Below are 25,811 nucleotides of genomic sequence, written 5' to 3' on the forward strand. Positions count from 1 at the left end.
TATGAACGTACGAGTTGCAGCACTGGATACGCTAATCAAAATCGAACAAGGCGGCGCCTATTCGACGATTGCGGTCAACGATTTATTGAAACAGAAGAAATTGGCGACGAAAGATGTCGGCCTATACACAGAGCTCGTCTATGGGACGCTCGGCCGGAAACGGACGCTCGATTATATTTTAGAGAAGCGGGTTCAAAACCCGAAAAAATTGGACCGTTTCGTCTTGCCGCTCTTACGGATGAGTGTCTATCAACTGTTTTACCTCGACAAGATTCCGGATCGGGCCGTCTTGCACGAAGCGGTCGAGATTGCGAAAAAACGGGGCCATTCGGGTACCGGTAAGTTCGTCAACGGCGTGTTGCGCAACGTCATTCGGGACGGGTTCCCGGATTTGAGCACGCTTCCGGACGCTGAACGGATTGCCATCGAACATAGCCATCCCGATTGGCTCGTCGCCGAATGGGTGGAAACGTACGGTGTCGAAGCGACCGAGGCGATGTGTAAATTAAACAATGAGCCGGCTCCGGTCACGGTTCGGGTCAACCGCCAGCGCGTCACGGTCGAAGAGATGATTGAACGGCTCGCCGAAGTCGATGTCGTCGCGACACGCTCGGAGCTGTCAGCGGACGGACTCATCATCGAATCCGGAAACGTGCACTCGACAGCGTTCATCGATATGGGCTTGTTGTCGATTCAAGACGAGAGCTCGATGATCGTCGCCGATGCGCTTCAAGCCGGGAAAATGGAACGCGTCCTCGATGCGTGTGCCGCACCAGGTGGAAAAGCGATGCATACGGCAGAACGCATGGACGGTGGAACGCTCGTCGCCCTCGACTTGCATCCGCATAAAGCGAAGTTGATTGAACGTCAAGCGAAGCGTCTGCATATCGATGGAGTGACCGCACTTGCCCTCGATGCCCGCCAGGCCGGGGACAAATTTGAACCGGAGAGCTTCGACCGGATTTTACTCGACGTCCCATGTTCGGGACTCGGTGTCATCCGTCGCAAGCCCGATATCAAATGGACGAAAGACAAGTCCGCCCTCGCTGGACTGCCGAAAGTCCAACGTGAAATCATTGACGCCGTCTTGCCACTGCTTAAACGAGGTGGTACGCTAGTGTACTCGACATGTACCATCGACCCTACTGAGAATGAACAGCAGGCCGATTACATTTTGTCGAACGGATTGACGTGGGATGAGACACTCCAAGACCGTCTTCCACAAGTATTGCACCCGATGATGTCATCGGACCGCGCTGAAGTCAAATTACTCCCGACGTCGTTCGGGACGGACGGTTTCTATATCGCCGCATTCAAGAAAGAGGTATAAACATGAATCCAAAAGCAGTTGAAAAAAATCCATTAGTCGGTGCCAAGCCGTCACTCTATTCCCTCACGTACTCAGAGCTCGAACAATGGCTGATTGAAGCAGGAGAAAAATCGTTCCGCGCGAAACAGTTATATGACTGGATGTACGTCAAGCGTGTGACATCGTTCGACGATATGACGAACGTCTCGAAACCGCTCCGCGAGAAATTAGACGCGGCGTTCCAATTGACGACGTTGAAAGAACTCGTCCGTCAAGAATCAAAGGACGGGACGATCAAGTTCTTGTTCGAGCTTCAAGACGGTTATTCTATCGAGACGGTACTCATGCGCCATGAGTACGGAAACTCGGTCTGTGTCACGACGCAAGTCGGCTGCCGCATCGGTTGCACGTTCTGTGCTTCGACGCTCGGTGGTTTGAAACGTAACTTGGAGGCCGGTGAAATCACGGCCCAAGTCCTCGACGTCCAGCGCGCGCTCGACGCGAGCGAAGAGCGGGTCGACTCGGTCGTCGTCATGGGAATCGGCGAACCGTTCGATAACTACGACGAATTGATGCGCTTCTTGCGCACGGTCAACCACGATGACGGCTTGAACATCGGTTCACGTCACATCACCGTGTCGACGAGTGGGATCGTACCGAAGATTTACAAGTTTGCCGATGAAGGCATGCGCATCAACTTCGCGATCTCGCTTCACGCGCCGACGACGGAGATTCGGACACGCCTTATGCCAATCAACCGTGCTTACAACTTGGACAAGTTGATGGAAGCCGTCAACTACTATACAGAGAAGAGCGGTCGCCGCATCACGTTCGAATACGGTTTATTCGGCGGGGTTAACGACACGGAAGAACACGCGCATCAACTCGCTGACTTGTTGAAAGGCGTCAAATGCCACGTCAACTTGATTCCAGTCAACCACGTGCTCGAGCGCGATTACGTCCGCACACCACGTAAACAAATTTTTGCCTTTGAAAAAGTGCTCAAAGATCGAAAAGTGAACGTGACGATTCGTCGCGAACAAGGTTCGGATATCGATGCGGCTTGTGGGCAGCTTCGAGCGAAGGAGCGCGAACAAGAAACGAGGTAATCACGAAGATGGAATTAGCATACCGAACCGACCGAGGCCAAGTGAGAGCACAGAACGAGGATGCCGTCTTGATTTTAGGGGACGAACATGCCGGAATTGCTCTCGTGGCCGACGGGATGGGGGGACATGAAGCCGGGGAGGTCGCGAGTCAGCTCGTCATCGAGCAGTTTCGCCGTGCCTTCTCGACGCTTCCGGCCTCGCCGATGGAGATGGAGAATTGGTTCCGCCAAAACGTGGAACTGGCCAATGATCAAGTGCTCGATTTCTCGAAACAAGCCAACCTCCTCATGATGGGGACGACGATTGCCGGTGTCTGTTGGCACGACGAGACGATCGTCATCGTCCACGTCGGGGATAGTCGTGTATATGCCTTGCGAGATGATAAGCTGCAGCAATTGACGGAAGATCATTCCTACGTGAACGTGTTGAAACAACTCGGCGAATTGACCGAGGAAGAGATGCGCGTCCATCCGAAACGTAACATTATCACCCGTTCAATCGGCTCGAATGAGCATGTCGAACCTGATCTGCAAGTGTTTGCCGAACCCGAGTTTGACACGATTTTAATCTGTACGGACGGCTTGACGACTCATTTGACTGATGAGGAGATCAAGCAAGTCTTGAAACGTCCCGTCTCGGCGGACGTCAAGGCGGATCAATTGATCGATCAAGCCAACCGTTTGGGTGGGAGTGACAACATCACCGTTGCCCTCGTCCAGTTCACAGATAGAAAGAGAGGATGAATCCGATGCGAAGTGGAGAACGAATCAACGATCGTTATCGGATCGAACAGCAAATCGGCAGCGGCGGCATGGCAAATGTCTACCGGGCTCACGATGAGATTTTAAACCGAACCGTCGCCATCAAGGTGTTGCGATCTGAATTCTCGCATAACGAACAATTTATACGCCGGTTCGAACGGGAAGCCCACGCGGCGACTAGTCTGAACCATCCGAATATCGTCGCCATCTACGACGTCGGAGACGAGCGTGACATCTATTACATCGTCATGGAACACGTCGATGGGATGACGCTCAAACAATATTTGCAAGAAGAGTACATATCTGTCGACGAGGCGCTTCGCATCATGGGACAGATTTGTGATGCCATCGACCATGCCCATGCGAATCGAATCATTCATCGGGACATCAAACCGCAAAATATGATGATCGATCAGAGCGGCAACGTCAAAGTGACGGACTTTGGGATTGCGGTGGCCATGTCGAACGCGACGCTGACCCATACGATGTCAGTGCTCGGCTCGGTCCATTACTTTTCTCCAGAACAGGCGCGCGGAAAGTTCGCCGATGAGAAGTCAGATATTTATTCACTCGGTGCCGTCCTGTATGAACTCGTGACCGGACGCGTTCCGTTCATCGGGGAGACGCCAGTCGCCGTCGCACTTCAACATTTGCAAGACGACCCGATTCGACCGATGGATTTGAACCCGAACATCCCGCAAGCGCTTGAGAACTGCATCATGCAGGCGCTGGCGAAATCACCGGGCGCCCGTCACACATCGGTCGCCGCCTTTAAGAAGGATTGCATGACGGCGCTCGACCCGGAACGTGCGAACGAACCGAAACGCCTCAGTACGGAACAGGACGCATTCGATCAGACGCTCGTCATGTCACCGGTCGTCCCGGACGAACCGAACGTCAAAGAGACACCGGAACAACCGGTCGCACCGACCGAACCTGAGACAGCGAACCCGAAGCCGAAACGGAAGAAGAAGTGGTGGCTTTGGCTCCTACTCCTCTTCTTGTTGATTGGCGGCGGAATCGGGGCATATGTCATCGCCGATGAGATGTCCCGTGCCGTCGTGCCAGACGTCGTCGGGATGACGAACGACGAAGCGACGACCGAACTCGAAACAGCCGGTTTTGTCGTCGAAGCGACAGAGCGGGCGAGCGATAACATCGCCGCTGGCGACGTCATTTCGCAGACACCGCAAGCCGGTCGGAAACCGAAACGCGGAACGACCGTGACGATTGTCGTGTCGGCCGGGAAAGAGACGGTCGCGATGCCGGACGTCGAAGGATTGTCTCAGTCGGCGGCCGAGCGGACGCTCAAAGACCTCGACTTTGCGGATATCGAAATTCAATCCGAGGCGTCGGAGACGGTCGACAGCGGCGATGTCATCTCCCAGTCGATTGCTCCGGACAACGAGGTCGTCCCGTCTGAAGAGACGGTGACGCTCGTCGTCTCGACCGGTAGCAATAAAGTCGAACTCGCCAATTTAGCCGGGTATACGTTTGAGGAAGCGACGACGTACGCCGAACAGAATAGCTTGAAAATCGTCAAACGAGACGAGTATTCAACGAGCGTGCCCGCCAACCAAATCATTCGTCAGTTACCGACGGCTGGAACAGCCGTCGACCCGGGGACGGAATTGACCGTCATCGTGTCGCAAGGGGTCGAACCGACCGACGTCTCGATTGAACGGGAAGTCAACGTCGAAATCGATCCGCCTGCTGAAGGCGAAGAACCTGTGGCACTCGAGGTCGTCATTCGGACGGTAGACGCCCGTGGCGAAGTCGAAGTGTTGCGTGATAAGATAACGGAGACGACGACTTACTCGTATACGCTCGTCATTGCACCGGACGAAGTCGGAACCGCGACGATCGAAGTCGACGGGGAAGTCGTCCGGACGGATACGGTGACGTACGCACAAGCAAAAGATTCACAATGAAGAGGTGGCGCGCGCGTCGCCTCTTTTTCTAAGGAGGTCATAGGATGAAAGGTACGATTATTCGATTACAAGGCGGGTTTTATGATGTCATGACGGAAGAGAAACAAGAGATCCGTTGTCGCGCCCGCGGCAATTTCCGCAACCGGAACATCTCGCCGGTCGTCGGCGACGATGTCGATATTCAAGACCAAGGGGACGGCACAGGCTATATCTTGGCCGTCGATGAGCGGTCGAACCATCTCGTCCGCCCGCCGATCGCTAACATCGATCAAGCGTTCTTGCTGTTCTCGGTCAAGGAACCGGCGTTCTCGTTCCATCTGCTCGACCGTTTCCTCGTCTTAATCGAATCGAAGCAAGTCCATCCGATTATTGTCTTAACGAAAATGGACTTGTTGACGGAGTCGGAACTCGAAACGATTCAAGCGGCAGCGGCCTTATATCGGTCAATCGGCTATGAGGTCATCGAGACGTCGACGGAGACCGGGTCGGGGATTGAACAAATTCGTGGGTCGTTTAAAGAGAAGACGAGCGTGTTTGCCGGACAGACCGGAGTTGGCAAGAGTTCGCTCTTGAACGCGGTCGCGCCGGAACTAGAACTCGCGACCGGGAAAATCTCGAAGTCGCTCGGCCGAGGCAAGCACACGACGCGTCACGTCACGCTCATCACGCTCGCTGACGGGCTCGTCGCTGACACGCCTGGTTTCTCAAGCCTCGAGTTCCCAGAAGAACTCGAAGTCGAGGAGATGCGCTGGTGCTTCCCTGAGTTCGTCGAGCGGCATGACGACTGTAAGTTCCGAGGCTGTGCCCATTTGAACGAACCGGGTTGTGCCGTCAAAGCGGCCGTCGAGGCGGGAGAAATCGCTTCCACCCGTTATGAGAATTATGTTACGTTTATGGCAGAGTTAAACGATAGACAACGGAGGTACTGACATGATTAAAATTGCACCCTCGATTTTAGCGGCGGACTTCGCCAACCTAGAGGCAGAAGTGAAGGCGGTCCAAGAGGCCGGCGCGGATTATATCCATTTTGACGTCATGGACGGTCAATTCGTCCCGAACATCTCGATCGGTCTCCCGGTGCTCGCGAGCTTACGGAAGAAGTCGGACATGGTGTTAGACGTCCACTTGATGATCGACCAACCGGAGCGCTTCGTCGAAGACTTCATCAAGGCGGGAGCGGACATCGTCACCGTCCACGTCGAAGCGACGAACCATTTGCATCGCGTGCTTCAACAAATTAAGGCGGCCGGAGCCAAGTGTGGCGTCGTTCTCAACCCGCATACGCCGCTGTCATTGATTGAACACGTGCTCGGTGACGTCGACATGGTACTTCTCATGACGGTGAACCCTGGCTTTGGGGGTCAGAAGTTCATCGAATCGGTCGTGCCGAAAATCGCGGCGTTGAACGAGATGCGCCAAGCGCGCCGTCTCGACTTTGAAATCGAGATTGACGGAGGCGTCAACGCGGAGACTGCGAAATTATGTATCGATGCCGGTGCTGACGTGCTCGTGGCCGGCTCGGCCATCTATAACGAGCCGAGCTATAAAGACGCAATCGATAGCATTCGCAACGCATCTCGTGTATAATCGTCCATAGAACAACAAATATTGTCGCAAGGGGTGTCACATTCTGTGGCTGAGAGGCATACGCTAACCCTTTGAACCTGTTCCGTTCACACGGACGTAGGGATGTGGCGAAAATGCACGTTGCTACTCGATAGCAGCATGGCGTTTACGTCATGCTGCTTTTTGTCGTTCGCTCATATTTTAAGGAGGGAAATAGATGAAACAACGTTTAAAATTACAGGCGCTCATTGAAATCTCATTGTTCGCCGCACTCGGTTTGATTTTTGATTTGCTCATCCCGTTCCGGATGCCGCAAGGCGGGTCAATCAGCTTGGCGATGTTGCCGATTTTCGTCATGGCGTATCGTCACGGTTTGAAAGGCGGACTTGCGACCGGTGCACTTGTCGGAACGCTGCAACTGCTGTTCGGGGCCTATATCTTCACGCCGGTCCAGTTCCTGCTCGACTACACGTTCGCTTACGGTGTCGTCGGGATGGCGGGGCTGTTCGCTGGTCAAGTGAAACGAGCCGCCAAGGATGAGGCGAAAAAGACGCTCGTCGTTTATTTGGTGCTCGGCGCGCTCCTCGGTTCACTGCTTCGTTACGGGGCCCACGTCTTGTCGGGGATCGTCTTCTTCGCCGAATACGCGGAAGGTCCGGTCGTCGCCTACTCGTTCGCCTATAACATGACGTACATGCTCCCGTCCTTCCTCGTGTCGGCCGTCGTCCTCGTCCTCTTGTTCGTCTCGGCACCGCGCTTCGCGACGCTCGCGACCCGGGACGTCCGCTAATGCGGGTGTTGATTGTGGCGGCCAGCCCGGAACCAATCTCGGGACTCCCGCGTGACGTCGATTACATCATCGGCGTCGATGGGGGGTACGAGACACTGTTGAACCACGGGCTGAACCCAGATCTCGTCGTCGGCGATTTCGACTCCTTCACGGGCGAAGTGCCGATCGACGCCGTCCGTTATCCATCTGAGAAAGATGTGACCGACCTCGAGATCGCTCTCGAGGCGGCACGGGGGCATGGCGCGACGGAAATGCTCGTCTACGGTGCGCTCGGCGGCCGGCTCGATATGACGCTCAGCAATATCGGTCTGCTCGAGGCGTATCCTGAGATGCGTCTCGTCACGGCAGGGCAGACGGTACGACTCGTCGGGTCGGGACGCTATGAACTCCCGCGTCAAGACGGTCACTATTTGTCGCTCATCCCATGGAAGCAGGCGAACGTGACCATCCGCGGCGTCAAATATCCGCTCGACCGTCACGATGTCGTCAGCCATGAGGCGCTCACCATCTCGAACGAATGGGACGATGAAGCGGCGGACTTGATCGTGCACGACGGTATGGTGCTCGTGCTGTCTATCAAAAAATGAACACAAAAAAATCCCATCGGCGAATGCCGCTGGGATTTATTTCGTTCGTGTATAAAAATTATACGCGTTCAACGAGACCTGATTTAAGAGCGCGAGCTGAAACCCAAACTCGTTTAGGTTTACCGTCAACGAGAATACGAACTTTTTGTACGTTTACACCCCAAGTGCGTTTTGTCTTGTTGAGTGCGTGCGAACGGTTGTTACCTGATTTAGGTGATTTACCTGTTACGTAGCATTTACGTGCCATGCGTTTCCCCTCCTTTTTTATGTGGGTTCGTCCTAATAGACACTCGTTTATATTAGCACGGGTTTTTTCACGATGCAACTAGAAAATCATAGGATGACAAGAAAAAAACTTGACATTACTGGAAAGGATTTTAATAATGAATGAGGGTTACGGCTACAATTGACCGAGTTTATGGAGCAGGTTCTTTTAATAACTAGGTACTTATTGTAGAATGTAGTGAAGGAATCATTCCGAATAAAGGAGGCTACTCCATATGGCAATTGAAATGAAGACAACATATGGCAATATTGACATCACGAACGACGTGGTCGCGACACTCGCAGGCGGTGCGGCGATGGAATGTTTCGGCGTTGTGGGAATGGCGTCTCAAGCTCAATTGAAAGACGGGATCGCAGAACTATTGAAACGTGAAAACTACGCCCGAGGCGTTGTCGTACGTCAAGATGGAGAAGACGTACATATCGACATGCACATCATTGTAAGCTACGGGACGAAAGTGTCGGAAGTCGCATACAACGTGCAAAGCCGTGTAAAATACACGCTCGGTGAAACTTTAGGATTAAACGTTTCGTCGGTAAACATATTCGTACAAGGCGTTCGTCTGACGAATGACTGACGAGAACGAAGGAGGATTTGGTGTGGGTTTAAAACGTTTAGATGGATTGGTGTTCGCGAACATGGTCGCGAACGGTGCAGCCAACTTGAGCCAGAATGCGGATTATGTAGATTCGCTTAACGTCTTCCCGGTGCCGGACGGCGATACGGGGACGAACATGAATTTGACGATGACATCGGGTGCGAAAGAAGTGGCCGCACTCAACTCGGCGAATATCGCTGACGTCTCATCGAAGTTTGCACGCGGTCTCTTGATGGGGGCACGTGGGAACTCGGGCGTTATTTTGAGCCAGTTGTTCCGTGGTTTCGGTAAAGCAATCGAAGGCAAGACAGAAGTGTCGACAGTCGATTTCGCCGAAGCGTTGAAACGTGGCGTCGATACGGCATACAAGGCGGTTATGAAACCGGTTGAAGGAACGATTTTGACGGTTGCTCGTGAAGCGGCCGACGAAGCGCTCCGTGCTTCAGAGTCGACGAGCGACTTCAACGAGTTCATGGAACTCGTGATTGTCGAAGCGAAAGCTTCACTCGAACGGACACCGGACTTATTGCCGGTCTTAAAAGAAGTCGGCGTCGTCGATTCAGGCGGCCAAGGCTTGCTCGTCATTTATGAAGGGTTCCTCGCTAGCCTCGAAGGCAAAGAACTTGAGAAACCACATGCACCGGTCATGGATGCGCTCATTGAAGCTGAACATCATGCCCACGCTGCACAAGGATTCATGTCGACGGAAGACATCGAGTTCGGCTATTGCACGGAAATCATGGTCCGGTTCCAAGACGAGAAATTGAAGGACGCGCCGTTCAACGAGGACGCGTTCCGCAATGAATTGTCTGAACTCGGTGACTCGCTCCTCGTCGTCGCAGACGAAGAGTTGCTCAAAGTTCACGTTCACGTCGAGACGCCAGGTGACGTCATCACGAAAGGACAGCGTTACGGGGAACTCGTCGCTGTCAAAATCGAGAACATGCGTCAACAGCACTCGACCATCTTAGAAGAAGAGCATGGCGCCAACCAGCACGGCGTTCAAACGGCTGCTCCGACGGCTCCGAAGGCGAAAGCGCCGTTCGCGATCGTTACGGTCGCGATGGGCGAAGGTGTCAGCGAATTGTTCCGTTCACTCGGGGCGGCCCACGTCATCGAGGGCGGTCAGACGATGAACCCATCGACGGAAGATATCGTCAAGGCGATTGAAGCGGCCAACGCGGATCACGTCTTCATCTTCCCGAACAACTCGAACATCATCATGGCTGCTGAACAAGCGGCCTCGGTCGCACCTTGCGGCGTCTCGGTCATTCCGACGAAGACGGTGCCACAAGGACTCGCGGCAGCGATCGCCTTCAATCCGGAAGCGGATGTGGAAACGAACGAGAGCGTCATGAAGGCTGCGGCAAGCGCCGTCAAGTCTGGTCAAGTGACGTATGCGGTTCGTGATACGAGCATCGACGGTGTCGAGATTCGTAAAGACGACCACATGGCGATTGCCGAGAAGAAAATCGTCGCCTCATCGGCTTCGAGCCTCGAAGCGGCGAAAGCGCTTGTCGACGCGCTCGTGGATGCCGATGACGAAATCATCACGATTTTGACGGGCGAAGGTTCGTCAGCGGAAGACGTCGCAGCACTCTCGGCGTATATCGAGTCGAAGAACGACGAGATTGAAATCGAGGTTCATGACGGGAAACAACCGCTCTACTCCTACATTTTTAGTGTGGAATAAGCTGTAACTCAGCCCTACCTTCTGTATAATGAAGGTAGGGTTTTTTTGAAAGGGGGAAATGCGATGAAATATCGCAGTGTGTTTGATATCATCGGTCCGGTCATGGTCGGTCCATCGAGTTCGCATACGGCCGGAGCCGCGCGCATCGGCCTCATGGCTGGGAAGTTGTTCGGGCGTACGCCACGGCTCGCGCACATCACGTTTTATGGGTCGTTCGCCGATACGTATCGGGGGCACGGTACCGATGTCGCCATCGTCGGCGGCATCATGGGCTTCGATACGTTCGATTTGCGCATCCCGCAAGCACTCGATATCGCCAAAGAGCGCGGCATCGAGGTCGTCTTTGAGACGAGCGATGCGTTGACAGACCACCCGAACACGGCCCGGGTCCACCTCGAAGACGAGGATGGCACGTTCGAAATCGTCGGGATTTCAATCGGCGGCGGGACGATCGAGATTACCGAGTTGAACGGATTCCCGCTCAAACTGTCAGGCGGCGGTCCGGCACTCGTCGTGTTGCACCATGATCGCTTCGGGGCGATCGCGGCCGTGACTGGCATCTTGGCCCGGCATGAGTTGAATATTGGGCATATGGAAGTGAGTCGTCACGAGAAAGGCAAGCAAGCGCTTATGGCGATTGAGATTGATGAACATCTGTCAAAAGACGTGTTAGCGGAAATTGAGCGGTTACCTCAAATCGAGCGGGTAGCCATCTTTGGGGAATAAGGAGAAACCAATATGTTTAAATCAGTAGAAGAATTAGTCAGAACGGCAACAGAGCGAGGCATTCCGATTTCAGAAGTGATGATCGAGCAAGAAGTGCACGTCAGACGCTCGACGCGGGAAGAAGTCGTCGGTATGATGGAGCGCAATCTAGAAGTGATGGAAGAAGCGGTCGCCCGGGCACTCGAAGGCGTGACGTCCGTGACGGGTCTCACGGGGAACGATGCCGTGCTCATGACCGACTATATCCGTTCCGGCAAATCGCTCGCCGGAGACTTGATTTTAGATGCGGTCGCAAAAGCGATCGGCACGAATGAAGTTAACGCGGCGATGGGACGCATCTGCGCGACCCCGACCGCCGGAAGCGCCGGCGTCGTACCGGGTACGTTGTTTGCGGTCAAAGAACGTCTGGAGATGGACCGTGACGCGATGGTCCGCTACTTGTTCACGTCAGGAGCGTTCGGCTTCGTCGTCGCAAACAACGCTTCGATTTCAGGAGCGGCTGGTGGTTGTCAGGCGGAAGTCGGCTCAGCGACCGGGATGGCCGCCGCGGCCATCGTCGAAGCGGCCGGCGGGACGCCGGAACAATCGGCGACGGCGTTTGCAATCGCACTGAAAAACATGCTCGGTCTCGTCTGTGACCCGGTGGCGGGGCTCGTCGAGGTGCCGTGCGTCAAACGGAACGCCATGGGCGGGGCGAACGCCATCGTTGCAGCCGATATGGCACTCGCCGGGATCACGTCACGCATCCCTTGCGACGAGGTCATTTCCGCGATGCATGAGATTGGCCAGATGATGCCGACCGCGTTGAAAGAGACAGCGCGTGGTGGTCTCGCCAATACGCCGACGGCACGCCGTCTCGAACGAAACATCTTTGGAGAGAAAGAAAATGTCAAGAAGTGAGGCGTTGACGACGCTGAAAGGGGTCGGGCCAGAGATGGCCAAAAAATTAGAGACGATGGGTCTCGAACGAATCGAGGACGTGCTGGAGCACGTCCCGTTTCGTTATGAAAATTATAATAGCGGCACGGTGACGACGGCCATTCACGGCGACCTCGTCAAATGGAGCGGCACCGTCCAGGCGGCACCGCTCGTACGCTATTACAGTAAAGGCAAGAACCGTCTCCAATTCCGCTTGTTGCTCGAGGAGCGCTACGTCGTCCACGTGACGATGTTCAACCGGGCCTTTTATAAAGACAAGCTCGCGCTCGGCGCCACGGTGACGGTCAAAGGGAAATGGGATATGAACCGGATGACGATCAGTGCGACCGACCTCGAGTTCGGTGAGCTCTCGGATGGGTTGCAACCGATTTATTCGCTCCGGGCCGGACTGACCCAAAAGAATTTCGGACGCATCGTCAAACTCGCATTCGAACAGACGACCTCGTTCGAGAATCGCCTGCCCGAATCGATTCGGCAACGTTATCGTCTCGAGGACCGGGAGACGATGTTGAAAGGGATGCATTTCCCTGATTCGGTCGAGACGTATAAACAGGCACGCCGAAGTTACGTCTATGAAGAGTGTCTGCTCTATCAATTGAAACTCCAGGCGTTCCGTAAGATGGAGCGGGCGGGGAAAGGGCGCGCGCTCACGCTCGACAAGCAGCGGTTGAACGAGTTCGTCAAACAGCTCGCGTTCCCGTTGACAGGGGCACAGACACGTGTCATCCGGGAGATTGTCGGCGACTTAGAAAAGCCAGAACGGATGAATCGGTTGTTACAAGGGGATGTCGGGAGCGGAAAGACAGTCGTTGCCGCGATCGCCTTGTATGCGACGGTGTGCGCCGGCTATCAAGGGGCGCTCATGGTCCCGACGGAGATTTTGGCCGAACAGCATCTCGCCTCGTTGCAGGCGCTGTTCGAACCTTACGGGATGCGCGTCGGGCTACTGACGAGTTCGGTCAAAGGCAAGGCTAGGAACGAATTGCTCCAGGCGATTAAAGACGGCGACGTCGATATCATCGTCGGGACGCACGCCTTGATTCAAGGGCCGGTCGAGTTTTCGCGTCTGCATCTGGCCATCACCGATGAGCAACACCGGTTCGGGGTCGAACAGCGGAAAATGCTCCGTGACAAGGCGGAACTCGCCGACGTGCTCTATATGACAGCGACGCCGATTCCACGGACGCTCGCCATCAGCGCTTTCGGGGAGATGGACGTCTCGACGATTGATGAGATGCCGGCCGGGCGGAAGCCGATTGAGACGTATTGGGCCAAGACCGATCAAATTGACCGGGTCCATGCGATGGTGAACCGTGAGCTCGCCCTCGGATGTCAAGCGTATGTCATCGCGCCGCTCATCGAGGAATCGGACACGCTCGAAGTCGAGAGCGCGACTGCGCTCTACGACATGTTACGGGAGCGCTTCCCGAATTATGCGGTCGGTCTCATGCACGGTAAACTGTCGAGCACCGAGAAAGACGAGGTCATGAAGGCTTTCGCTAGCAACGCCCTCCAAATCCTCGTCTCGACGACGGTCGTCGAGGTCGGGGTGAACGTGCCGAACGCCTCGCTCATCATCATCCACGACGCCGAACGATTCGGCTTGGCGCAACTGCACCAGCTGCGTGGGCGTGTCGGTCGAGGCGCCGATCAATCTTATTGTATATTGGTAGGGGATCCAAAGTCCGACGTCGGGAAACTTCGTTTAAAGACGATGACCGAGACGAATGACGGATTCGTGCTCGCCGAGAAAGACTTGGAACTCCGCGGGGCCGGTGACTTCTTTGGGACGGCCCAGAGCGGTCTGCCAAGCTTCCGCGTCGCTGATCCAGTACTCGATTTAAAAGTGATGGAAGTGGCGATGCAAGACGCCGTCCGGCTGCTCGGGAGCGAGGCGTTTTGGAACGAGGCGACGTATGCCCCGCTCCGACACTATTTGAAACGACTCGACTTACTCGTCGGAGAACGATTGGAATGACAAACAACACTTGAAAATAAAATCTAAAGAATATATACTGCTATTAGTACCAGGTATTAAGTTCTTTAGCATAGAGTTTAGGAGGGAACTGAATGCGGGTACCTAAGAAAGAGCGGCAACGCTTATTGCAAGAAACGATTGATCGCAACCCGTTCATCAAAGACGAAGAGCTGTCGAAACAGTTTGCAGTCAGTATTCAAACGATTCGACTCGATCGGATGGAGTTAAAGATTCCGGAAGTGAGAGAACGGATCAAGCACGTTGCCTCAGAACACCTCGATGAAGTGAAGTCGCTCGCCATGAGCGAGGTCATCGGTGATATGATTGACTTGAAGCTCGATGAATCGGCCATCTCGGTTCTCGACATTGAGAGAGAACACGTCTTTAGCCGCAACGAGATCGCCCGGGGACACGTATTGTTCGCCCAGGCCAACTCGTTAGCGGTGGCGCTCATCAATGATGAATTGGCGTTGACCACTAAAGCGGACATCCGGTTTAGTCGCCAGGTCCATCTTGGAGAGCGAGTCGTTGCCAAGGCTCGTGTGATCAAACTACGTCGGGACGGAAGAACGGACGTCACAGTGGATAGTTATGTCGGCGAAGAGTGTGTCTTTAGCGGAGACTTCACGATCTATCGTCGCGGTGAGGAGGAACAGGCATGAAATTAGCAATCGATGCAATGGGCGGGGATCATGCCCCGAAAGCGATCGTGGAAGGCGTCAAACAGTTTGCCGACGCGTTCCCGAATGAGCAGATGGAACTGTTTTTAGTCGGAGATGAGGTCAAACTCGCCTCTTATGGGTTGACCGACCCGCGAATCAAAATCGTTCCGGCAAGTGAAGTCATCACCGGAGACGATGAGCCGGTCCGGGCCGTCCGCCGTAAAAAGGACAGCTCGCTCGTCGTGGCGGCCAAACTCGTCAAAGACGGAGAGGCCGACGCCCTCGTCTCGGCTGGGAATACCGGCGCCCTCATGGCGGCGTCACTATTCGTCATCGGACGGATTCCCGGCATCGAGCGTCCCGCGTTGTCACCTACGTTCCCTACATATACGGGTAGCGGTGTCGTCATTTTAGACGTCGGGGCCAACCCGGACGCTAAGCCTGAGCACTTGGTCGACTATGCGATCATGGGCTCGCTCTACGCTGAGCACGTCCGCGGCGTCAAGCGCCCGCGCGTCGCGCTACTGAACATCGGGACCGAGGCTGGGAAAGGAAACGCCCTCACGAAAGAGGCGTACCCCCTCCTTGAACAAGCACCGGTCCACTTTGTCGGCAACGTGGAAGCACGTGAGGCGATGTCCGGTGACGTGGACGTCATCGTCACCGAAGGGTTCGCCGGAAACATTTTGCTCAAAGGTGTCGAAGGTTCGTCATCGATGCTCATGAAGATGATGAAAGAGCAGTTCACGAGCGATTTCGTCTCGAAGCTCGCCGCTCTCGTCTTAAAACCGAAGTTGAAACGATTGAAACAAACATTAGATTATCGGGAACACGGTGGAGCCGGGTTATTCGGCATCAACGCCCCGGTCATTAAAGCGCACGGTTCGAGCGATGCGCTCGCCATCATGAGCGCGCTCAAACAGGCGAAAATCATGGTCGATCACGACGTCGTCGCGAAGATCAAGCAAGCCAAAGCCACAAACTAATTCAAAGAAGGTGAGTACATGGGGAAAACAGCATGGGTATTTCCAGGACAAGGGTCACAAGCCGTCGGCATGGGCCAAACGTTCCTCGACAATCCTGAGCAACTGCACGCGATCGGCCGTCGCCTCGGATTTGATTTACTCGACGCCATGGCGGCAGGATCAAAAGAAGAGCTTCAACGGACAGAACTGGCCCAACCGGCCATCGTGGCGCATGCGGCATCACTCGCACAAGCTCACGCCAAAACAGGGGCCGCGCCAGACATGGTGATCGGTCACAGCGTCGGAGAATATGCGGCACTCGTCATCGCCGGCGTCATCGATTTGGAAGAGGCGAGCGTGCTCGTCCACGAACGCGGTAAGCTCATGTCAGAAGTGAAGGATGGGGCGATGGCAGCCGTCATCGGGATGACCGATGTCGACGAGGCGTTCCATGTGACGGAGAAAATCAGTGCTAGCGGGAACCTTGTACAAATCGCCAACTACAACTGTCCGGGTCAGTTCGTCATCTCGGGACACGTCGACGCGGTCAAACAAGCCGAGACGGACTTGAAACAGGCCGGCGCGAAACGCGTCTTACCGCTCAACGTCTCTGGTGCGTTCCACAGCTCGTACATGATGCCAGCCGCGACGCGGTTCAAAGACGTGCTCGCTTCGTCACCGTTCAAACCGGCGGCGATCGGGGTTATCTCGAACGTCGATGCCGAGGTCCACACCGACCCGGAGAAATTGAAAGCACTCCTCACCGAGCAACTGTACGCATCGGTCCGATTCGAGGCGTGTGTCCGCAAAGCGATCGACGCTGGCGTCGACACGTTCATCGAATTCGGTCCGACGTCGCCATTGTCGGGTCTCATCAAGCGAATCGACGCGAACGTGACGATCAAACAGGCGACGACGCTCGAAGAGGTGGCCGCGTTAGGAGGAGAAGTACGTGCATGACCAAGTAGCAATCGTGACAGGCGCGTCCCGGGGGATCGGGGCCGCCATCGCGAAGCGTTTAGGGGAAGACGGCTTTCGGGTCGTCGTGAATTACTCGGGTAGTGTTGAGAAAGCAAAGGCTGTCGTCAGTGAGATTGAAGCGAACGGGGGCGAGGCCATCGCCGTCAAAGCGGACGTCTCAAACGCGGATGACGTGAAGGCGCTCATCAAGACGACGGTCGACACGTTCGGCCGCATCGATTGCCTCGTCAACAATGCGGGCATCACGCGTGACGGTCTACTCATGCGCATGAAAGAGGCTGACTTTGACGATGTCTTGTCGACGAACTTGAAAGGTGCGTTCTTGACGTCGCAAGCCGCGACGCGGACGCTCTTGAAATCGAAGTCGGGCCGCATCATCAATATCGCCTCGGTCGTTGGTATCACGGGCAACGCCGGACAGGCCAACTATGCGGCGGCGAAAGCCGGGCTGATCGGCCTGACCAAATCAGTCGCGCGTGAACTCGCCGGACGCCATGTCACGGTGAACGCCGTCTGTCCTGGATTTATCCAGACGGATATGACCGATGCCTTGACCGACGCCCAGCGTGAGGCGACGCTCGGACAAATCCCGTTCAACCGCTTCGGCCAAGTCGAAGACGTGGCGAACGTCGTCTCATTCCTCGCTTCACACCAAGCGGCTTACGTGACGGGTCAGACGATCGCCGTTGACGGCGGGATGACGATGGCTTAAAATCAGAACTTTACCAATCGAATCACATTTTATATACTTTAATTTGGAGGGATTTTATCATGACAACAGAACAAATCTTAGTAGACGTACAAGCAGCAGTGGCAGAGAAACTCGGGAAAGATGTATCTGAGATCACAGCCGACAAATCATTCAAAGACGACCTCGGTGCGGATTCGCTCGAAGTTATGGAAATGGTCATGGACCTTGAAGACAAATTCGATATCACAATCGAAGATGAAGATGCAGAGAAACTTGCAACTGTCGGCGACGTTGTCGCTTACATCGAAACTAAATTGTAATCAAGCCTCCCACCGCTCGTCATGAGCGGTGGGCTTGTGCTTATTCACGGAGGGAATTATGACAAAGGACAAGCGACGGTTTGACCGTCAAAGGTCGGCGCAACGACGCCGACGAAATGAGCTCGAACGGTCTCGGATTCTCGAGCAGTTCAAGACACTTGAAGAACGGCTATCCGTTCGATTCACGAATCAAGATTTATTGATGCAAGCGTTCACCCACTCCTCATACGTCAACGAACAACGCGGTCTGAAAAAAGACAATGAGCGCTTAGAGTTTCTAGGCGACGCGGTGCTCGAGTTGACGGTGTCTCGGTTTTTGTATGAGACGTATCCGGAGCGCTCCGAGGGGGAATTAACGAAGTTGCGGGCGGCCATCGTCTGTGAGCCGTCACTCGTCAACTTCGCGGAAGCCTATGCTTTCTCTGATTTTATCTTGCTTGGGAAAGGCGAAGAGTTGACCGGCGGTCGCAAGCGTCCGGCGTTACTCGCCGATGTGTTCGAATCCTACATCGGTGCGCTCTATCTGGACCAAGGGATTGAACCAGTCGAACAGTTCCTCGCCGAAGCGGTTTTTCCGAAAGTCTTAGCCGGTGTGTTTGAAGAACAGACTGATTATAAGAGCCAGCTCCAAGAGAGCGTGCAACGCGAAGGGCTCGGGCCCGTCTCGTACACGATTATCGAAGAGCGCGGGCCGGCCCATAGCCGGGAGTTTGTCGCCCACGCCCGTCTGTCTGACGACATCGTCGGGGAAGGCATCGGCCGATCGAAGAAAGAAGCCGAGCAGCTTGCGGCGAAAGAAGCGTTAATCGAATTCAATCGGCAATACGCCGGCCTATAACACAAAAGGAGTGGACCTCTCAACGGGTCCACTCCTTTTTGTATCATCTAGTTACGTCAATTGCCCGAGTTCTTCGACGATTCCATCCACTTCAGAAATCGACAACGATGAACGATTCATCACGTAGTCGTAAATCTCTTTGACGGCCGAGGCGTCGGCACGGTTATATTCTTCCGCTTTGATAGCGCCGCGGTTGATGATGTTCATTTTGTCGAGAATTTCCTCAATCATTTGTTCGTTAGTCATCGGTCGTACCCCTTTCTACAGTTCTTTTTAGAATAGCATGATTCTAGCATTTTGACGAACTGGCAACTGTGGTAAAATAAACAAATGAATGCTTACTGAGGATAGGATGGTCACGATGCACTTAAAACGAATCGAACTCGCTGGCTTTAAATCGTTTGCCAAGCGGATTGAACTGGATTTTCGTCCCGGCGTCACAGCCGTGGTTGGACCGAACGGAAGCGGAAAATCAAATATATCGGACGCTGTTCGCTGGGTACTCGGTGAGCAGTCGGCCAAATCGCTCCGCGGAGCGAAAATGGAAGATGTTATCTTTGCCGGCAGTGAAGGGGAGAACCATCGTAACGTCGCCGAAGTGACGCTCGTGTTGGACAATACGGACGCCCATTTGCGGCTACCGTATGAAGAAGTGAGCGTCACGCGCCGTGTCACGCGGAGCGGCGACAGCGACTACTTTATGAACAAGAAGCCGTGCCGTCTCAAAGATGTGATTGACCTGTTCATGGATACGGGTCTGTCACGTGATGCGTTTGCCATCATCGGCCAAGGCCGGGTCGAGCAGGTCATCTCCGGGAAACCGGAAGACCGCCGGGCCGTCATCGAAGAAGCGGCCGGTGTCTTGAAATACCGCCAGCGTAAAAAACAAGCGGAACGGAAACTGCAGGACACTGAATTGAACTTGTCCCGCGTCGACGATATCTTGTATGAACTCGCCGACCGGGTCGAACCGCTCCGTGAACAAGCCGCGCTCGCCCGTGAGTATCAAGTCGCAAAAGCTCGGCACGATGAGCTCGAGACAGGTATTCTCGGTGCCGAGATTATGGAACTCGGAACAGGAATCACCCGTACGAACGAACAACTCGGGACGGCGTCCGCCCATCTCGCCGAGCAAGACGGCGCGTTGAACGCGATTGTGGCGGAACGGACGGAGCTCGAGGCGACACTCGCCGTCGATCGGGAAACGCTCGATACGCTCCACCAGGACGAACGGACGCAGGCGACCGAACTGGAACGATTGACCGGCGAAATCAAGCTCGCGAAAGCCCGGGAAGAGCACGGGGCGGAAACGAAAGAACGTCTCGAGCGCCAGCGGGTCGAGTTGGCCGAAGAGGCCGAACAGTTGACGCAGAAATTGCACGTGGCCGAGGCGGATTTGGCGTCTAAAACCGAGGCGTTACATACCGTCGAATCGGCACGCGTCAAACTCGACACACAATTGACGGCAGCGACACGCGATTTTAACGCGGAAATCGAACAGCTCCAAGGCGAGGCGTTCGAACTGGCGACGACTCGCGCCACGCTCAGCAATCAACAGAAGCGGGAACGCCGGGATATCGAACAAGCCGAGGAAGCGAAAGCCCGCCTCCTGCGTGAGAATAAGGATCGCCTCGATGTGCGGACCGAACAGACGGCTTCGCTCGAGGCCGAGCAGGCTCGTCTCGACGAAGCGCGGACGACGTGGGAGACGCTGCTCGCGCAAGAAGCCGATTTGACCGAACAAGAGACGACACTGCGGGACAAGCTGGCCCGGGCCGAGCAGTCGTACCACGACCTCGACCGCCGGCGTCAGAAGACCGAGGACCGCATCGAATTGCTCGAGCGGATGAAGCAGTCATATGAAGGCTATTTCCATGCCGTTAAATTCGTGTTGAAAGAACGGGGGCCGGGCGTGCTCGGTGCGGTCGCGGAATTGATTCGCGTTCTCCCGTCCTACGAGGCCGCCATCGAGACGGCGCTCGGTCAGACACAACAACATATCGTCGTCGAGACGGATGTGGTCGGTCGCCGAGAAATCGATCGGCTACGGAAGGCGAATGCTGGACGGGCCACGTTTGTGCCGATGACGAGCGTGAAGGAACGTTACGTCCCGAGTGAAGTCGCGCACCGGCTCGAATCGCTCGACGGATTCGTCGGCATCGCCGCCGACCTCGTCGAGACGGACCCGGCCTATGACAAATTGAAACGGTCCCTTCTCGGTGCCGTCATCGTCGCCAGCTCACTCGAAGTCGCCAACCGGATCGCCCAGACGACCGGGTATCGCTATCGCATCGTCACGCTCGACGGGGACATCGTCAACGTCGGCGGTTCGATGACCGGGGGTAGCCGGAAGCAAGGCGTCGCCTTGTTCACGCAATCGCGTGAACTCGATGACTTGAAGCACGGATTGACGCAAGGGCTGGCCATGCTCCATGAGCAACAGTTGCGCGTGACGACGTATACCGATGAGATGTCCCGGTTGCGGGAGTCGCTCCAGTCAATCAGACTCAAGAAGCGCGAGGCCGAAGAGACGCTCCGGTCGACGGAACAGGCGTACCGAAGCTTGGAGAGGGTGTCACAAGACGCCAAGGCGCAACTTGAACTGTTCGATCATGAAATGGCCCGCTATGCCCATACGATTGAAGCCGCAACGAACGAATTGACGCGGCTCGCACAAGAGCTCGAGGCGACCGATGCGTTGCAAGCCTCGATTCGGACCGAGCTCGAGGCGCTCCGCGGTGAGCAGGCGAAAGGTGCCGCGACGACGGGGCAACTGCAAGAAGCCATCCGTCAAAACGAACTCGATCGCCAACGGCACACGCTCGACCTCGACCGGGTCCGCTCGGAAGTCGAACGGCTCGAGGCCGAGGTCGCCAAACAGACGGCACGCCTTCATCAAATCGAACGTGAGCTCGAACATGTGGCGAGCGGCCGGGTCGTCTCTTCAGCCGAACTCGAGCTCGAACATGTCGAGGCGGTCAAACAGATGGATGCGCTCAAAGCGCGCCTGACGCAACAGTTGAACCAGCTCCATGCCGAAGAAGAATCATACCGAATTCTAAGGCAGCGCGAACAACAGGCGACGGACGTGCGTCGTCGACTCGATGCGGACGTCCGTAAACTCGAGACCGACGTGAACGAACTGGAGTTGAAACGGAAGTGGAAACTCGATGCGCTCGACGAACGTGGACTCGTCTTCGATTTGCTGCCGACGCTCACGATCCCGCTCGATGAGGCGAAAGAGGAGTTCAAACTGCTCGTCCGCCAAATCGAGGAGATCGGTCCGGTCAATTTGAATGCGATTGAGGAGTTCGACCTCGTCAATGAGCGGTTCATGTTCTTGTCTGAACAGCGGGACGACCTCGTCAGCGCCAAAGAGGATTTGTACGACATCATCAACGAGATGGACCGTGAAGTGACACGATTGTTCAAAGAGACGTATACGCTCGTCCGCGGTCACTTCAAACAGACGTTCCAGGAACTGTTCGGTGGCGGCGAGGCCGATTTGAAATTGGTCGACGAGTCCGACTTGCTCAATACGGGCATCGATATCGTCGCCAAACCACCCGGGAAGAAACTGCAGACGCTCAGTCTGCTCTCGGGGGGAGAACGGGCCTTGACGGCGATCGCGCTCTTATTCGCGATTTTGAAGACGCGTCCGGTGCCGTTCTGTGTGCTCGATGAAGTCGAGGCAGCGCTCGATGAGGCGAACGTCCATCGGTTCGGGGAGTATATCCGGACGCTGTCGATTGATACGCAGTTCGTCATCATCACGCACCGGAAAGGGACGATGGAGGCGGCGGATACGCTCTACGGCGTGACGATGCAACAAAACGGGGTCTCCGAGGTGCTTTCGGTCGAACTATCTGAAGCGAAGCGCGTCGTTGAGACGGAAGAAGAGATGGAGGAATTAAGTTGAGTTTTTTTAAGAAGCTAAAAGATAAATTGACGACCTCGACGCAAGAAGCGTCACAAAAGTTTACCGATGGATTGACAAAGACCCGCGACGGGTTCGCGAATGCCGTCAACGATCTCGTCTATCGGTTCCGCGAAGTCGATGAGGATTTCTTCGATGAACTCGAGGATCTGCTCATCCAGGCGGACGTCGGGGTGACGACGACGATGGACCTCGTCGAAGATTTGAAAGAAGAAGTGAAGCGCCGCAACTTGAAAGATCCGGTCGCTGTCCGCGATGCGCTCGTCGAAGTCGTGGCGAAGCGACTCCAAGAGGACGAGTCGGACCGTGAGTTGAACATGCAAGACGGATTGACGGTCATCTTGTTCGTCGGCGTCAACGGCGTCGGCAAGACGACGACGATCGGCAAGCTCGCCCATCAATTGAAGTCGGAAGGCCGTTCGGTCATGCTTGCGGCGGGCGACACGTTCCGGGCAGGTGCCATCGACCAGCTCCAAGTATGGGGCGAACGCGTCGGAGTCCCGGTCATCCGTCAAGCCGAAGGTTCGGATCCGGCCGCGGTCGTGTTCGACGCCGTCCAGGCAGCGAAATCACGCGGTGTCGACGTCTTGATTTGTGACACGGCCGGACGTTTGCAAAACAAGGTCAACTTGATGAACGAGCTTGAAAAAGTGAAGCGGGTCATCGAGCGTGAAGTGCCGAACGGACCGCATGAAGTGTTGCTCGCGCTTGACGCGACGACAGGGCAGAACGCGATGGTCCAGGCGAAAGCGTTCAAACAAGCGACGAACGTGAGCGGCATCGTCTTGACGAAGCTCGATGGCACGGCCAAAGGCGGTATCGTGCTCGCGATTCGAAACGAGCTCGATATTCCGGTCAAATACGTCGGGCTCGGCGAGAAAATCGATGATTTACAAGCGTTCGACCCGGAACAGTTCGTATACGGATTATTCGGGGACATCTTCGAAGAAAAACAACAGACAAACGATGACCTCGCCTAAGTTTCTCTGTTAAGAAAAAAACTTGACAAGAGCTAGGGACGGCTGTACTATTGGTAGTTGTAAAGGGATTTCACTTAACATGTGGAGGTGGAGGTCATGTCGCTCGAAAAGACGAATCGAATGAACTACTTGTTCGATTTTTATCAAGCACTACTCACACCGAAACAGCGCAACTATATGTCTCTTTATTACCTAGATGACTACTCGCTCGGAGAGATTGCGGAAGAGTTTGAAGTCAGCCGTCAAGCGGTCTACGATAACATAAAGCGTACCGAAGCGATGCTTGAGCAGTATGAGGAAAAGTTGGCCTTGTTCGAGAAGTTCGAACAGCGGCAACAACTGCTTCAGACGCTCAAACGTCAAGTCGAGCATTCGCCCGACGCGACGGAAACGATTTCGGCGCTTGAGAATTTAGAGTAGGGGGCTGAAGCATGGCATTTGAAGGATTATCCGAACGGTTGCAATCGACACTGGCGAAAATGCGGGGGAAAGGTAAAATTTCCGAAGCAGATGTCAAAGAGATGATGAGAGAAGTTCGTCTCGCTCTCCTTGAAGCCGATGTCAACTTCAAAGTGGTCAAACAGTTCGTCAACGACGTGAAAGAACGGGCCATCGGCCAAGACGTCATGAAATCGTTGACACCGGGCCAACAAGTTGTCAAAATCGTTCATGAAGAGCTAACGACTTTGATGGGGAGCGACGTCGTCCCGATCACATTTAACCCAAAACCACCGACAGTCGTCATGATGGTCGGGTTACAAGGTGCGGGGAAAACGACGACGACCGGAAAGCTCGCGAACTTGATTCGCAAAAAGCATAACCGGAGTCCACTTCTCGTCGCGGCGGATATTTATCGGCCCGCGGCCATCAAACAGCTCGAGACACTCGGCAAGCAACTCGATTTACCGGTGTTCTCACTTGGCGACCAAGTGAAGCCGGAAGAAATCGTCACAAAAGCGCTCGAGTACGCCAAAACCAATCATCACGATTTCGTGTTGATCGATACGGCCGGTCGCCTTCACATCGACGAGACGCTCATGGGCGAACTCGAAAACGTGAAGACGATTGCCAAACCAAATGAAATCTTCCTCGTCGTCGATGCGATGACGGGTCAAGATGCGGTCAATGTGGCCGACAGCTTCAATGAGAAACTCGGAATCACCGGCGTCGTGCTCACAAAGCTCGACGGTGATACACGTGGTGGGGCAGCCCTTTCAATCAAGGCAGTCACGGGAGCGCCGATTAAGTTCGTCGGTCTCGGTGAAAAGTTGGATGCCCTCGAACCATTCCACCCGGAACGCATGGCGTCACGGATTCTTGGGATGGGGGACGTGCTCACACTCATTGAAAAAGCCGAGTCACAGATGGACCAAGATGCTGCGAAGGAGCTTGAAAGCAAAATTCGCGATGCATCGTTCACGTTCGATGATTTTATCGAGCAGTTGGGTCAAGTGAAAAACATGGGCCCAATTGATGAATTGCTCTCGATGTTACCTGGTGCAGGTAAGATGAAAGGGTTGAAGAACGTCCAAATCGACGAGAAGCAACTCGATCATGTCGAGGCGATCATTCGCTCGATGACAAAGCATGAGCGCTCCAATCCTGAAGTGCTCAACGCGAGTCGTCGCAAGCGAATCGCAAAAGGGAGCGGTCGTTCCATCCAGGAAGTGAACCGTCTCATCAAACAGTTCGATGACATGAAGAAGCTCATGAAGCAGATGTCAGGACAAATGAAAGGGAAGAAAAAAGGTCTCGGCCTTCCGTTCTTCTAAGAAAACTTTTGTCAGTCGGGCAAAAAAACAGTATACTATTAAAGTTGTCAATTCTTAAACACATGATGGAGGTATATTACCATGGCAGTTAAAATTCGTCTCAAGCGCATGGGCGCAAACAAATCACCTTTCTACCGGATCGTTGTAGCTGATTCACGTTCACCACGTGATGGCCGTTTCATCGAGCAACTCGGTCACTACAACCCGGTTGCAAAACCAGAAGCAGAAGTTCGCATCAACGAAGAACTCGCTCTCAAATGGTTGGCAGACGGCGCGAAGCCATCTGACACAGTACGTAACTTGTTCTCTAAAGCAGGGATCATGGAGAAATTCCACAACGCGAAAAACGCGAAGTAAGGATGTGGCCGACCTTTTATGAGGTCGGCCCATTT

At 54.7% G+C, this 25,811-nt stretch carries 26 protein-coding genes and 1 riboswitch; of the genes, 24 read left to right on the top strand and 2 right to left on the bottom strand.

Going from position 1 to position 25,811, the window contains the following annotated elements:
* Position 1: 1 nt before the first annotated feature.
* The 8 genes from rsmB to KNP71_RS01415 all read left to right on the top strand — a co-directional run bounded on the left by rsmB (position 2) and on the right by KNP71_RS01415 (position 8,053).
* The gene (gene rsmB, locus KNP71_RS01380; protein ID WP_214713806.1) at positions 2–1,330 is read left to right on the top strand and encodes a 16S rRNA (cytosine(967)-C(5))-methyltransferase RsmB; all 1,329 of its coding nucleotides are present in this window, start codon (positions 2–4) and stop codon (positions 1,328–1,330) included.
* Positions 1,331–1,332: 2 nt separating this feature from the next.
* On the top strand, positions 1,333–2,418 hold the full coding sequence (gene rlmN, locus KNP71_RS01385) for a dual-specificity RNA methyltransferase RlmN (protein WP_021067076.1): 1,086 nt from the start codon (positions 1,333–1,335) through the stop codon (positions 2,416–2,418).
* 8 nt (positions 2,419–2,426) lie between these two features.
* A complete protein-coding gene (locus KNP71_RS01390; protein WP_021067077.1) occupies positions 2,427–3,161 on the top strand; it encodes a Stp1/IreP family PP2C-type Ser/Thr phosphatase in 735 nt (244 codons plus the stop codon).
* Between the two features lie 5 nt (positions 3,162–3,166).
* Positions 3,167–5,110 carry a Stk1 family PASTA domain-containing Ser/Thr kinase gene (pknB, locus tag KNP71_RS01395; protein ID WP_029595717.1) on the top strand — a complete coding sequence of 648 codons (1,944 nt, stop codon included), beginning with the start codon at positions 3,167–3,169 and terminating at the stop codon, positions 5,108–5,110.
* Positions 5,111–5,154: 44 nt separating this feature from the next.
* Positions 5,155–6,039 carry a ribosome small subunit-dependent GTPase A gene (gene rsgA, locus KNP71_RS01400; RefSeq protein ID WP_021067079.1) on the top strand — a complete coding sequence of 295 codons (885 nt, stop codon included), beginning with the start codon at positions 5,155–5,157 and terminating at the stop codon, positions 6,037–6,039.
* A gap of 1 nt (position 6,040) precedes the next feature.
* On the top strand, positions 6,041–6,697 hold the full coding sequence (gene rpe / locus KNP71_RS01405; RefSeq protein WP_029595716.1) for a ribulose-phosphate 3-epimerase: 657 nt from the start codon (positions 6,041–6,043) through the stop codon (positions 6,695–6,697).
* Between the two features lie 19 nt (positions 6,698–6,716).
* Positions 6,717–6,817: riboswitch (TPP riboswitch) on the top strand.
* Between the two features lie 76 nt (positions 6,818–6,893).
* Positions 6,894–7,466 carry an energy-coupled thiamine transporter ThiT gene (gene thiT / locus KNP71_RS01410; RefSeq protein WP_021067081.1) on the top strand — a complete coding sequence of 191 codons (573 nt, stop codon included), beginning with the start codon at positions 6,894–6,896 and terminating at the stop codon, positions 7,464–7,466.
* A complete protein-coding gene (locus KNP71_RS01415; RefSeq protein ID WP_029595715.1) occupies positions 7,466–8,053 on the top strand; it encodes a thiamine diphosphokinase in 588 nt (195 codons plus the stop codon). Before thiT ends, KNP71_RS01415 begins: the two co-directional genes overlap by 1 nt.
* A 58-nt stretch (positions 8,054–8,111) precedes the next feature.
* Here KNP71_RS01415 and rpmB read toward each other — a convergent pair whose 3' ends face one another.
* Positions 8,112–8,300: a 50S ribosomal protein L28 gene (gene rpmB, locus KNP71_RS01420; RefSeq protein WP_015881349.1), complete on the bottom strand. Its 189-nt coding sequence runs from the start codon at positions 8,298–8,300 to the stop codon at positions 8,112–8,114.
* Positions 8,301–8,553: 253 nt separating this feature from the next.
* Between rpmB and KNP71_RS01425 the strand changes: the two genes are divergently transcribed.
* From KNP71_RS01425 to rnc, 11 genes are all read left to right on the top strand, one after another.
* Positions 8,554–8,916, top strand: coding sequence for an Asp23/Gls24 family envelope stress response protein (locus KNP71_RS01425; RefSeq protein ID WP_016509701.1), 363 nt, complete (start codon positions 8,554–8,556; stop codon positions 8,914–8,916).
* Between the two features lie 22 nt (positions 8,917–8,938).
* Positions 8,939–10,630, top strand: a complete 1,692-nt coding sequence (locus KNP71_RS01430; protein WP_029595714.1) for a DAK2 domain-containing protein — start codon at positions 8,939–8,941, stop codon at positions 10,628–10,630.
* Between the two features lie 63 nt (positions 10,631–10,693).
* Positions 10,694–11,356 (top strand): L-serine ammonia-lyase, iron-sulfur-dependent subunit beta, encoded by a 663-nt coding sequence (gene sdaAB / locus KNP71_RS01435; protein ID WP_021067084.1) that lies wholly within the window; start codon positions 10,694–10,696, stop codon positions 11,354–11,356.
* Positions 11,357–11,368: 12 nt separating this feature from the next.
* A complete protein-coding gene (gene sdaAA / locus KNP71_RS01440; protein WP_029595713.1) occupies positions 11,369–12,256 on the top strand; it encodes an L-serine ammonia-lyase, iron-sulfur-dependent, subunit alpha in 888 nt (295 codons plus the stop codon).
* The gene (recG, locus tag KNP71_RS01445) at positions 12,243–14,273 is read left to right on the top strand and encodes an ATP-dependent DNA helicase RecG (RefSeq protein ID WP_214713803.1); all 2,031 of its coding nucleotides are present in this window, start codon (positions 12,243–12,245) and stop codon (positions 14,271–14,273) included. Before sdaAA ends, recG begins: the two co-directional genes overlap by 14 nt.
* A gap of 92 nt (positions 14,274–14,365) precedes the next feature.
* On the top strand, positions 14,366–14,935 hold the full coding sequence (fapR, locus tag KNP71_RS01450) for a transcription factor FapR (RefSeq protein ID WP_021067087.1): 570 nt from the start codon (positions 14,366–14,368) through the stop codon (positions 14,933–14,935).
* Entirely contained in the window at positions 14,932–15,921 is a 990-nt protein-coding gene (gene plsX, locus KNP71_RS01455; protein ID WP_021067088.1) for a phosphate acyltransferase PlsX, read from the top strand. Before fapR ends, plsX begins: the two co-directional genes overlap by 4 nt.
* A gap of 18 nt (positions 15,922–15,939) precedes the next feature.
* Positions 15,940–16,860 (top strand): ACP S-malonyltransferase, encoded by a 921-nt coding sequence (gene fabD, locus KNP71_RS01460; protein ID WP_029595712.1) that lies wholly within the window; start codon positions 15,940–15,942, stop codon positions 16,858–16,860.
* Positions 16,853–17,593 (top strand): 3-oxoacyl-[acyl-carrier-protein] reductase, encoded by a 741-nt coding sequence (fabG, locus tag KNP71_RS01465; protein ID WP_021067090.1) that lies wholly within the window; start codon positions 16,853–16,855, stop codon positions 17,591–17,593. Before fabD ends, fabG begins: the two co-directional genes overlap by 8 nt.
* A gap of 59 nt (positions 17,594–17,652) precedes the next feature.
* On the top strand, positions 17,653–17,892 hold the full coding sequence (gene acpP / locus KNP71_RS01470) for an acyl carrier protein (RefSeq protein WP_021067091.1): 240 nt from the start codon (positions 17,653–17,655) through the stop codon (positions 17,890–17,892).
* Between the two features lie 58 nt (positions 17,893–17,950).
* The gene (rnc, locus tag KNP71_RS01475) at positions 17,951–18,730 is read left to right on the top strand and encodes a ribonuclease III (protein WP_214829865.1); all 780 of its coding nucleotides are present in this window, start codon (positions 17,951–17,953) and stop codon (positions 18,728–18,730) included.
* Between the two features lie 51 nt (positions 18,731–18,781).
* On the opposite strand, the gene KNP71_RS01480 is transcribed toward rnc, so the two are convergent.
* Entirely contained in the window at positions 18,782–18,976 is a 195-nt protein-coding gene (locus tag KNP71_RS01480; protein ID WP_021067093.1) for a DUF1128 family protein, read from the bottom strand.
* A 115-nt stretch (positions 18,977–19,091) separates the two neighbouring features.
* Here KNP71_RS01480 and smc point away from each other — a divergent pair, with 115 nt between their 5' ends.
* From smc to rpsP, 5 genes are all read left to right on the top strand, one after another.
* Complete coding sequence (smc, locus tag KNP71_RS01485; RefSeq protein WP_214829867.1) at positions 19,092–22,649, top strand: chromosome segregation protein SMC; 3,558 nt, start codon at positions 19,092–19,094, stop codon at positions 22,647–22,649.
* A complete protein-coding gene (gene ftsY / locus KNP71_RS01490; protein WP_021067095.1) occupies positions 22,646–23,647 on the top strand; it encodes a signal recognition particle-docking protein FtsY in 1,002 nt (333 codons plus the stop codon). Before smc ends, ftsY begins: the two co-directional genes overlap by 4 nt.
* Positions 23,648–23,743: 96 nt before the next feature.
* The gene (locus KNP71_RS01495) at positions 23,744–24,067 is read left to right on the top strand and encodes a putative DNA-binding protein (RefSeq protein WP_021067096.1); all 324 of its coding nucleotides are present in this window, start codon (positions 23,744–23,746) and stop codon (positions 24,065–24,067) included.
* An 11-nt stretch (positions 24,068–24,078) separates the two neighbouring features.
* Positions 24,079–25,419 carry a signal recognition particle protein gene (gene ffh, locus KNP71_RS01500; protein ID WP_021067097.1) on the top strand — a complete coding sequence of 447 codons (1,341 nt, stop codon included), beginning with the start codon at positions 24,079–24,081 and terminating at the stop codon, positions 25,417–25,419.
* A gap of 81 nt (positions 25,420–25,500) precedes the next feature.
* The gene (gene rpsP, locus KNP71_RS01505) at positions 25,501–25,776 is read left to right on the top strand and encodes a 30S ribosomal protein S16 (protein WP_021067098.1); all 276 of its coding nucleotides are present in this window, start codon (positions 25,501–25,503) and stop codon (positions 25,774–25,776) included.
* The last annotated feature ends 35 nt before the right edge of the window (positions 25,777–25,811 follow it).

The organism is Exiguobacterium sp. s56, assembly GCF_018618255.1.
GTDB lineage: Bacteria > Bacillota > Bacilli > Exiguobacteriales > Exiguobacteriaceae > Exiguobacterium > Exiguobacterium chiriqhucha.